The sequence below is a fragment of the Nitrospinota bacterium genome, from assembly GCA_027619975.1.
Lineage (GTDB): Bacteria > Nitrospinota > Nitrospinia > Nitrospinales > VA-1 > JADFGI01.
On the sequence record JAQCGX010000007.1, the window covers coordinates 88,776 to 99,093 of the forward strand.

Sequence of the window (10,318 nt, forward strand, 5' to 3'; positions counted from 1 at the left end):
CAGGAAAATGATTCCGAAAAAGATCCAGCCCTTTCTACCGTTCATGGCAAAATACAGGCGTGAGATGGCCATCGGTATGACTGCTCTTCTGATGACGGATCTTGCGGGCCTTGTGATTCCCTGGCTGTTAAAAGAGTTTGTGGATCTCCTCCCCCAGGACCCCAGCCGATCCGTCCTTTTAAAATACGCCGGGCTCTTGTTTGCAACTTCCACCTTCCTTGCCGTTGGCCGCTACGGGTGGCGAAAGTATCTGTTCGGCCCCTCACGCAAGGCCGAGTTCGATATTTTGAACAAGCTGTTTGCTCATTTTCTAACTCTCGACAAATTCTACTTTCAGCGCCAAAAAATGGGCGACCTGATTTCTCGTGCGACCAACGACCTGCGGTCGGTCCGGGATTTTATTGGCTTGGGCCTTTTGGTTCTGGTAGACGCCACAGTGGTCATCATCGCCTGTGTTTCCTTGATGGTTTGGATCAACCCCGGCCTGACGATGGTGGTTCTGCTCCCGCTTCCCCTGGTTTCCGTTCTATTTTTTAAATTCATTAAAGAGATCAGCAAACGTCATCAGGCGGTGCAGGAGCATCTGGCAACCATGACCGCCCGCGTTCAAGAAAACCTGGCGGGAATCCGTGTACTGCATGCCTTTGCTCAGGAGGAGAACGAAAAAATAAAATTTGATGCATTGAACCGGGAATACATTCAGAAAAATCTTCAGATCACCAAATTGTTCGGCATCTTCACGCCTTCTCTGGTATTTACCCTGGGGGTGGCGTCGATGATCTCTCTTTGGTTGGGCGCAAAAGCGGTCATCGGCGAGGAAATGAGCCTGGGTTCGTTTGTCGCTTTCAACGGTTACCTGATGATGTTGTCGTGGCCGATGATGGGGATTGGTTATATGATCAATTTAACGCAAAAAGGCCAGTCCGCCATGGGGCGTATCCAGGAGATATTTGCATCCCAACCGGCCATCACAGAGGGGACGGAGGATTTTTTTCAAATGTCGGGGGAGATTGAATTTAAAAATTTCGGCTTCAGTTATCCGGGAAGCGCCTCGGCGGCATTGACAGGAATCGACTTGACGATACCAAAAGGACAGACCCTGGTCATTGTGGGAAAGATCGGCTCGGGAAAAAGCACGCTCGCACAAATGCTGCCGCGTATTTTGGAAGGCAATGTTGGAAGTCTTTGTATTGATGGCCAACCGATCCAGAAAATTTCTCTGTCACATCTTCGTAAAAACATCGGCTATGTGGATCAGCAGCCGTTTTTATTTTCCCTGTCGATACGCGACAACATTCTTCTTGGAAATGAGGAGGCCACTCAGGAGGAAATTGACGAGGCTGTTAGAAACGCTGGATTGGAAGCGGACTTTGATCGGTTTCCCGAGGGGCTGGAAACCATTGTCGGAGAGCGGGGCGTGTCTTTATCAGGCGGGCAAAAACAGCGGATCGCCCTGGCGAGGGCTTTATTGAAACATCCAAAATTGTTGGTTCTCGACGATGCGTTCTCCAGCCTCGATGCAGAAACCGAAGCGTTTATTCTTAAACAAATCAAGCAAACGATCCGCGAGGTCACGACTGTGATCATCACCCATCGTTTATCTATCGCCCGTCAGGCAGACCAGATCATTCTCATGGATGACGGTAAAATTGTGGAACGCGGGACGCATTCCGAGCTATTGGCCAAGCGGGGAATTTATTCGACAATGTTCACGAATCAGGCGCTGGCCCAGCAAATGGAAATCACCCTGCAATGAGCGCAACGTTTTCCGAAAACCTGGAGGACCGTTATCAGGACAAGGCGTTATTTAAGAGGATCGTTTTTTATCTCAGGCCCTACCGCATTCTAGTTGCCGTTGCCATCTTCTTTTTATTTTCGGTTTCCGTGCTGAATCTGGCCGGGCCTTACTTCACCAAGATTGTTATTGACGACTATATCAAGGTGTCCCGGGTGCAAGGTCTGGATGCCATTGCGCTCATGTACCTGGGTATCATGGTAACGGCCTTTGTGTGCCAGTTTTTTCAGACTTATCTGATGCAGTTCATCGGGCAGAAGGTGATGTACGACATGCGGACCCAGGTTTTTGCTCACCTGCACAAAATGTCCTTCAGTTTTTTCGACAAGAATCCCATCGGCAAAATGGTCACCCGGGTTGTCAATGACGTGGAAGTGCTCAATGAAATGCTTACCTCCGGGCTCATCCTGATTTTCAACGACCTGTTCACGCTGGTGGGAATCTTTTGTGTCATGTTTTATCTGGACTGGCGGTTGACGTTGGTGGTCTGTCTTGTGTTCCCTTTATTGTATCTGGCGACCCAGGCGTATCGCACGCGGGCGCGGGACGCCCTTCGTAAGAACCGGGCGCACGTCACCGGGCTGAACACCTTTCTGGAGGAAAATTTGTCCGGCATGGCGACGGTGCAAATATTCAACAGGGAGAGGCAACATTACCAACGATTTGAGGGTATTAACGCCGATAAACTCAGGGAAGACCTGAGGTCTTTGCATTACAATTCGGTTTATCTTCCCTCTATCGACCTGTTCAGCGCTCTGGGGATCGGGTTGGTCATCTGGTATGGCGGCGGCAGGTTTGTGCAGGATGAAATTCAACTGGGGGTGCTTGTGGCTTTTCTCCAGTACTTGCAGAAATTTTTTGAACCCATTCGCGACCTGGCGGAAAAATTCAATATCATCCAAACCGCAATGGCTTCTTCTGAGCGGGTGTTTGAACTTCTCGACACTCCAGAGGAAATAAAGAACCCCAGCCTACCCGTTTCTTCCGCAAGTGGTCTTAATGGAGCGGTGGAATTTAAAAACGTGTGGTTCGCCTATAAAAACGACGACTATGTACTGAAAGATATTTCCTTTTCCATCCGGGCAGGGGAGAGCCTGGCCATTGTCGGCGCCACCGGATCGGGCAAGTCCACCATTGTCAATACCCTGTGCCGGTTTTACGATATCCAGAAGGGAGAAATACGGGTGGATGGGGTTCCCATTCAGGAAATGGATAAATATGAATTGCGCCGGCATATTGCCCAGGTCCAGCAGGATGTCTTTTTATTTTCCGGCAATATCCTGGAAAATATCCGCCTGGGAAGCCCGAACCTGGAGCAGGGTGCTGCGGAAACCATTGCTCAGGCGGTCCATTCGCATCATTTCATCGACAATCTCCCCTTGAAATACCTTCAGGACATTAGTGAAGGGGGAAGCAACCTTTCTCTCGGCCAAAAGCAATTGCTTTCCTTTGCCCGTGCTTTGGCAGTGGACCCCCGGATTCTGGTGCTCGATGAAGCCACATCCAGCGTCGATACCGAAACCGAACGCCATATTCAAAATGCTACCCGAGAGCTGATCAAAGGCCGGACTTCGATCATCATCGCCCACCGGTTATCCACCCTCAAGCACGTCGATAAAATCCTGGTCATTAAAAAGGGAGAAATCATTGAATACGGTTCACAAAGGGAACTTTTGAAGCAAAAAGGGGTGTACCACAAGCTTTACCACCTTCAGGCCGATGAGATCCCCGCTTCCTAGACCAAAACCTCTGAAAAAAATCACATTAGATAAAAACATTCACTGTAAATTAAAAATATCTTGCATTCCGATAAAATTCTGCTAACCTTATATAAATAATATTAAATTAATATTTTAGAGGGAAAATCATGGGTCTGCACAAACAGGTTCCAAAGACTAAATTACATTTAATTAAGGTGTTAGATGGAATTCCATTCTTTGATATATTTGATCCAGAGGAAAAAAAAGAGTTTGCCTCTTCCGATAATTACGTCCTCGATTGCGATCCTGGCAGCGTCATCATTGAGCAGGGAGATTTGGATTTTTCCACTTACATTCTTCTCAAGGGAGAGGTTTTTTTGACAAATAATAAGAACCCCGACCTGATGATTGCCACTCTGAAACCGGGGGCGGTTTTTGGAGAAATTTCCTTCATGAACAGGAAGGCCCGTCCCACCAATGTCATCGCCAAGGACAAAGCCAGTATTCTCCGGTTAAATGGGGAGTTGTTCAGCAAACTGAAAAGTCCCACTCAAATCAAGCTCAAAGACCAATACATCGAACTGCTGGTGAGCCGGATCGCAGAAGTTAATAATTCCCTGTTGTTTTTGAAGGGGGAGTTGAACCGGGTCAACAATGCAAGTGATCAATTCCGCGATGATTTTCATAAGATCATCAAAAGCGGCGCCCGCCTCGAAGGCGTTTATGAAAACATCACCGAAACTATCGATAAATTAGCCCGCTGATTTTCTGGTCGGGTACGTATTCAACTTCATAGTATTTTCTCCTCCCACATCCGCAACAAAATTTCAATCCCACCGCGAATTTGTTAAAATACATTAGATAAGTAAAAACAAATATTTAACGGTTCGGTGTCCTCCCTTTATGAAAAACTGGCTTCGCCTATTATTAATGGTTTGCGGTTTCGTCCTATTTTTTGCTGGATGTTCAGCCATCAAGAAAACTTACCGTGTGGGTAAAGGAACCGTCAATGGAACCCTGTGGGCGGTGACCGGGGTCTATAAATTTACCAAGGGGACGACGAAGCTGGTTTATAAGGTAGGCGAATTTTCCTTCAATGTGGCCAAAGCCCCGCTCAGTTGGGAATTGACGAATCCTGAAATCGAAGAAATCGACGGTCTGCCGGTGAAGGAGGCGATTCGGCAAGGGAGGGTGAAGAACTCTCCTTATACGGTGAAGGGAAAAAGATATCATCCCATGACCGTTGCCAGCGCCCAGAATTATGAGCAGGAGGGCGTCGCCTCCTGGTATGGGCAAGAAACCCTCCGTCAAAAAGACGGCCACATGACAGCCAATGGCGAAGCCTTCAATCCGAATGGCTTGTCCGCCGCCCATAAACTGTTGCCGCTTCCCACCAACGTGATGGTGACCAATTTGGATAACGGGAGTTCCGTTATCGTGAGGGTGAACGACCGGGGGCCTTTTCCCAGTATCCACAATGCCCGATCAGGCGATCGAATCATCGACCTCAGCGCCGCCGCCGCAAAAAAACTGGGTTTTTACAAAAATGGCACGGCGCGCGTCCGCGTGCAGGCTATAGACCTTGTAGAGACGGGGTAAAGAATTGTGTTTGAGGAGAGAATCAGTTGACCTTTTTCTTAAATGGAATGACCAGCCGCTCGACGATGCGATCGTTTTGAACGTGTTCCCGAAGGATCTCTTCCATGTCTTCTTGGGTTTGGGGCGAATACCAGACGTCGTCGGGGTAAACGACCAGAGCGGGTCCGTATTGACAGGCGTCCAGGCATCCGGCTTTGTTGATGCGGACTTTGCCTTTCAGCCCCATTTCCTGCACCCGGCCTTTGGCGTAGTCCAGTAAATCGAGGGAGCCGCGTGAGGCACAACAGCCTCTGGGGTCATCGGTTTTTCTTTGGTTGTTGCAGATGAAGATGTGTTTTTGAAATCGTGACATGAATTCTCAATCGGAAAAAACATTTCCCAGGGGTCGGTCCCCAGAAAGGCTGGGACTATTTCTTACTTTGTTTTGCGATTTCATCCATAACTAATTCGACATCTTCGCGCTTCCTCCAGGTCCAGACTTTCAATTCCGACCCTAAAAAATACGCGTGGTTGAGTAGAGATTCTCCGTCCATGACGCCCCACTGTCCTTCCTGGACCGGATTCAGGTATTCGTAGATCGGGTTTTCAACGGACGTGTAAAACAGCTCCAAATCCTTTTGACTGGCTTTCGTATTCAGCAGGACCTTGATGGAGATGTCGTCAATTTCATATTCTTCCTTAACGGCCTGCAAAGCTTCCTCAAATGATTTGCCGTTTGCCATTTCCTTATTGAGATCTTGTTGAATGGCTTGGTTTCGCTTGGAGAAAGGGTAATGAGAGGCTTCCAGTTTTTTACCAATGTGGAAATCCAGGTCGGGAAAATACAGGTTTACCCAGTCGTCAAAATCAATTTCCATTCCCCCTGAAATATCATATTCGGCTTGTTTTTCTGGAGATGAAAGCACCTGCTGGTTATAAAAATCAGTGAAATTCTTTAAGCAATCATAAACCAGGGCGTAGTAATAGGCATTCATGCGGTACCAGTTGTTGCCGGAATTGTGTCCGTTCACCAGTTTGCGCAACATGAGCATGAGGGTGTCTGCATTGGCAAATTTTTGACTGAAGGGAAATGTTTCTTGCAGATACGGAGCCAATTTTTCGTTGTCCCCCAGTGCTTCCTGAATGTTCTCTTGCAGAGCGGTTTTGGCCCGGTCCAGTGCGTGGTAAATGATGCGCTCATGATTCAACTTGCGCTGGTAGTCCATGTACTGCTGTAATTCGGAGTTTTTATCTTCTTCCGGGTGCTTCAAATCAGTTTGAGAAATATCTTTGGCAAAAGCTAACATTGGACTCTCTATTTCTATGCAGGTTTTATGTTGATGCTGTATTTTGACTGGATTGGCAATCGATTTCAACCTATTTTAAATCAATGTTTATGAATACCCCGATCCTTTCTTCCCATTCCCAATTTTTGCTTCCTATGCATTCATCCCTCTGCCGAAATCTGTATAAAACTGACCTGTTTTAAGAAAACCCGATATAATGATGCCTAAGTTTGCCAGTCTGAAAATTGAACTCGATTCCGATCCCACAAGGGCTATGAGCATCGTTTAATTTGGGCCATGAGCCCGGGGGAATAAGTGAATGAATATTATTCTGAATAGTTATTGCAATTTAAAATGCAACTATTGCTTTGCCGATGAATACATGGAAGAGGCCGTGCACACCCCGGACAAGTCCATGGATTATGATTTTTATATAAATGATGTTTTGCCGCGAGTTAAAAACGCCACGCTGATCAATTTCATGGGTGGGGAACCTACGCTGCATCCTCGCTTCACCGATATACTATCCAGCACGTTGGATAATATGATGCCCTTTTCATTTCTTGGCATCTTTACCAATGGCATCATGCCCGATAAAGCCTTCGACCTTTTGCTCAAGACCGTGGGCAAGGGAGGAAGTATCGACCGCCAGGTCCATTTCTCCGTCCTTCTGAACTGGCAAACGATGGAAAACACCACTGAAAAGAACCATCGCCGTTGCCGTGAAGTGGCCGAAGCCATATTGAGCAAGGACGGCTACAGCCTCATGTTCAGCCTGAATCTGTATTCGATCAAACAGGACCTGTACAAACAGTGCCAGGAAATCGACGATATTTATCAGAACCTGGGGTTGCCGCCGGGACAGAAGTATAAAATCCGCGTCAGTCCGGCGTTCCCCATTGTCGGAGAGCAGGGCAATATCACCCTGCCGATTCGCGATTATCCCAAAATGGGTCGCTTGATGATAGAGCTTCTTAAAGATTTTCCGCAGATGTGTTTCCGCTTCGACTGCTCCTTCCCGCCTTGCTTCTTAGATGAGATTCAGGAAGAGGAGACCTCTCTCGTGGAGCGATTTTTTTATCATGGAAGTCAGCCGGTTCCGGCGATGAAGGACTGGGACAAGGATTTTTATTTTGGTTGTGCCGACGACAGCCCGATGGACATCGATCCGAAAGGCGATTGTTTCAATTGTTTCCCCTTCCATAATTTTAAAATGGGAAATGTGAAAGATTTCAAACAAGTCAACGAACTTGCCGTCACCAAAATGCACACCAAATTCCTCAGCCACGTTTTTGAGGACACCACGCCTAAAGAACCCTGTAAAACCTGCCCTCATTATATGGTGCGCTGTTCCAGCGGATGCTTTGCCTACAATTTCACTTGATGCAAGCTGAGTGCTTTCCCTAACCTAGCAGGGAGAGGTATAGACGGACATTTTTAATTACATCGAAATGTTTTAAAATCAGCAACGTCGCCATTCCTATCTCGGCTGTCTCAGCCCGGTAGACTTTGAAAAAAGAATACGGCTTAATTAATTGTCCACAAATAGCGGGGAAGGTCAGTGCGTAAAGGGTTGAAATTCAGCCCGCAAAGTTTGTGACATCAGTCACAACTACCCGTAAATTTAATGTTAGTTTTACTCGCAGATTTGCATTAACATATATATGTTCAGTATGTTGTTTGTAGAATAATTTCAATGAACAACCCAAGTAAATGAGGGGTTCGTTTTATTTAAGAATCGAAGGACGTGAGGACTTGGTTCCATAGTTTCCTGGAAGTCAACTTGCGAGTTGAAGGGGGGGAGGATGATGAGAAAAACAACGATATCTATTATCTTTATTTTAGCGGTGGTGTTTTCCGGTTGTGCTTATCATTCAGGTTGGACACCTACCGTGGACCCCTATGGCGATCCTAATGTCGCGAACATTCAGAGGGACCAAATAGAGTGTCAAACATTGGCTAGACATGCATCGGGAAACCCTGTTCAAGAAGTTGGAAAAGGTGCTTTGGTCGGTGGAGCCACGGGTGCGGCGGCAGGTGCGGCAATCGGTGCCGTCGTGGGTTCTCCTGGTCCGGGTGCTGCGATTGGAGCGGCGGCAGGTGGCGTCGGTGGCATGGTAAGTCAGGGAGTTGGGGCTGATGAGCAATACAAACAGGCTTTTATTAATTGTATGCGTAACCGTGGTCACAACGTCATTTGAAGGTTGTTGGATTTCCTTGCAAAATGTTATCTGGGGCCAAGTTGTTAAATAGAAAAAGAAGGAGTTGCAAAAATGGTTAAGGAAATTATGGCGGTAATTTTAGTGAGTGCAATGGCATTGACCGGGTGCCAGCCAAGGCGACTGGCGTCCGACCGTAGACCCTTATGGGGATACGAATGCGGCAAATATTGAGCGCGACACGGTAGAATGTAGACAGTTGGCGCAAAGTGCTTCAGGCGATACGGCAAAAGAGGCCGGTAAGGGAGCCTTGGTCGGTGGTGCGATCGGCGCTGTCGCGGGCGCGGTCCTTGGCGCTGCGGTTGGCTCTCCGGGGAAGGGAGCCATGATTGGTGCGGCAGCAGGTGGTGTTGGCGGTGGGGCCAATCAGAAACTTGGCGCTGAAGACAATTATAAACGAGCATATAAAAATTGCATGGTTGGTCGAGGTCACCGGGTAATCAACTAGCCGGAGTTTCTGCTCCCCAAGGCTAAAAAAATATCACTGTGCGATAAGTTTACTAGCCTCTATCAGATGTGCATGTAGTTTCTTGGCTATTAAAGCTCTTTTGAGGGGCAATCCTTTTTAGGATCGCCCCTTTTTTTTCATTCTCATCCTATTCAACTGTCTTTCATGGCATGGTTTCTTCCTTGACCCTGAAGGGGGCTGATTTTTCTTTGTAACAGGGAATTAAAAATTAATAAATTTTGGGCCACCGATAAAACACAAGGGACTATTTTGATCTGTTTGGTGTTTGCGGTTGGAAACTCTCTGCTGTCCTTATATAATATGTTTTACAATTAGTTAATTGTGGGACGAACCTGATTTGAGACAGTATGCTGAAGCAGATTAAAGAAGATGTTCAGGTGGCATTGGAAAAAGACCCCTCCGCAAGAAATTTTTGGGAAGTTCTGTTTTGCTATCCTGGAGTTCATGCTCTCATTGCCCACAGGATTTCTCATTGGTTGTGGAACCAGGACTTAAAATTTACCGGACGGATTCTCTCCTTTTTTTTCCGTTGGTTGACCGGAATTGAAATTCACCCCGCCGCGAAAATCGGACGTCGATTTTTTATCGACCATGGAATGGGGGTGGTGATTGGAGAAACCTCTGAAATTGGCGACAACGTTTTTATTTACCATGGGGTCACCCTTGGCGGGCTGAGTATGAAGAAGGGCAAGCGGCACCCGACCATTGAAGATAATGTGGTGATCGGCGCCGGAGCCCAGGTGTTGGGACCGTTAACGATTGGGAAAAATACCAAAATCGGGTCGGGTTCCGTTGTGCTTCAGAATGTGCCTGAATATTCCACAGTCATCGGGGTGCCTGGTCGGGTGGTATTTTCCGGAATTTCTGCGGACCTTGAGAGTGAGGATAGTCAGGAATCGTTTCCGGACCCTGTTGCTCAGGCGATAGAATGCATGTTGGACAGATTGCCGAAAATGGAAAAAGAAATCCGTTCCTTAAGAGAAGCCGTCGAGGCGCAAAAGGAAAAACTGGCTGATCCTAATCCTCTTAAAAGCCAGGATGATTGACCACCCAAATCGGTGCTCGGATCGCGTTGGGTTGATGCGAGGTCTTGAGCGGCTCCTTGTTATTTAAGGGCATCTCTAAAAATTAGTTTATTACAGGAAATCGAACACTGTACAAGGATTTCTTATATTGGTGGCACGGGCTTTCTAGCCCGTGCGAACAGGCTGGAAAGGCGGAATTAAATTCCGCACTTCCGTATAACCTTTAAGGGCAGGTCGCCTGTTCCA

General features: G+C 47.3%; 9 protein-coding genes and 1 pseudogene. 8 read left to right on the top strand and 2 right to left on the bottom strand.

Annotated elements, in window-relative coordinates:
* Window positions 1–7: 7 nt before the first annotated feature.
* The 4 genes from O3C58_04015 (at window position 8) to O3C58_04030 (ending at window position 5,094) form a co-directional block, all read left to right on the top strand.
* On the top strand, window positions 8–1,756 hold the full coding sequence (locus O3C58_04015) for an ABC transporter ATP-binding protein (protein MDA0691028.1): 1,749 nt from the start codon (window positions 8–10) through the stop codon (window positions 1,754–1,756).
* Complete coding sequence (locus tag O3C58_04020; GenBank protein MDA0691029.1) at window positions 1,753–3,534, top strand: ABC transporter ATP-binding protein; 1,782 nt, start codon at window positions 1,753–1,755, stop codon at window positions 3,532–3,534. Before O3C58_04015 ends, O3C58_04020 begins: the two co-directional genes overlap by 4 nt.
* A 128-nt stretch (window positions 3,535–3,662) precedes the next feature.
* Window positions 3,663–4,259 (top strand): cyclic nucleotide-binding domain-containing protein, encoded by a 597-nt coding sequence (locus O3C58_04025; protein MDA0691030.1) that lies wholly within the window; start codon window positions 3,663–3,665, stop codon window positions 4,257–4,259.
* A 226-nt stretch (window positions 4,260–4,485) separates the two neighbouring features.
* Window positions 4,486–5,094 (top strand): septal ring lytic transglycosylase RlpA family protein, encoded by a 609-nt coding sequence (locus tag O3C58_04030; GenBank protein MDA0691031.1) that lies wholly within the window; start codon window positions 4,486–4,488, stop codon window positions 5,092–5,094.
* A 22-nt stretch (window positions 5,095–5,116) separates the two neighbouring features.
* Here O3C58_04030 and O3C58_04035 read toward each other — a convergent pair whose 3' ends face one another.
* Both O3C58_04035 and O3C58_04040 read right to left on the bottom strand, forming a co-directional pair.
* Window positions 5,117–5,446, bottom strand: a complete 330-nt coding sequence (locus O3C58_04035) for a (2Fe-2S) ferredoxin domain-containing protein (protein MDA0691032.1) — start codon at window positions 5,444–5,446, stop codon at window positions 5,117–5,119.
* Between the two features lie 55 nt (window positions 5,447–5,501).
* On the bottom strand, window positions 5,502–6,380 hold the full coding sequence (locus O3C58_04040; GenBank protein MDA0691033.1) for a hypothetical protein: 879 nt from the start codon (window positions 6,378–6,380) through the stop codon (window positions 5,502–5,504).
* Between the two features lie 298 nt (window positions 6,381–6,678).
* Here O3C58_04040 and O3C58_04045 point away from each other — a divergent pair, with 298 nt between their 5' ends.
* The 4 genes and pseudogenes from O3C58_04045 (at window position 6,679) to cysE (ending at window position 10,093) form a co-directional block, all read left to right on the top strand.
* The gene (locus tag O3C58_04045; protein ID MDA0691034.1) at window positions 6,679–7,743 is read left to right on the top strand and encodes an SPASM domain-containing protein; all 1,065 of its coding nucleotides are present in this window, start codon (window positions 6,679–6,681) and stop codon (window positions 7,741–7,743) included.
* A gap of 424 nt (window positions 7,744–8,167) precedes the next feature.
* The gene (locus tag O3C58_04050; GenBank protein MDA0691035.1) at window positions 8,168–8,560 is read left to right on the top strand and encodes a glycine zipper family protein; all 393 of its coding nucleotides are present in this window, start codon (window positions 8,168–8,170) and stop codon (window positions 8,558–8,560) included.
* Between the two features lie 72 nt (window positions 8,561–8,632).
* A pseudogene (locus O3C58_04055) lies at window positions 8,633–9,026 on the top strand (glycine zipper family protein).
* 368 nt (window positions 9,027–9,394) lie between these two features.
* Window positions 9,395–10,093: a serine O-acetyltransferase gene (cysE, locus tag O3C58_04060; protein MDA0691036.1), complete on the top strand. Its 699-nt coding sequence runs from the start codon at window positions 9,395–9,397 to the stop codon at window positions 10,091–10,093.
* Window positions 10,094–10,318: the final 225 nt, after the last annotated feature.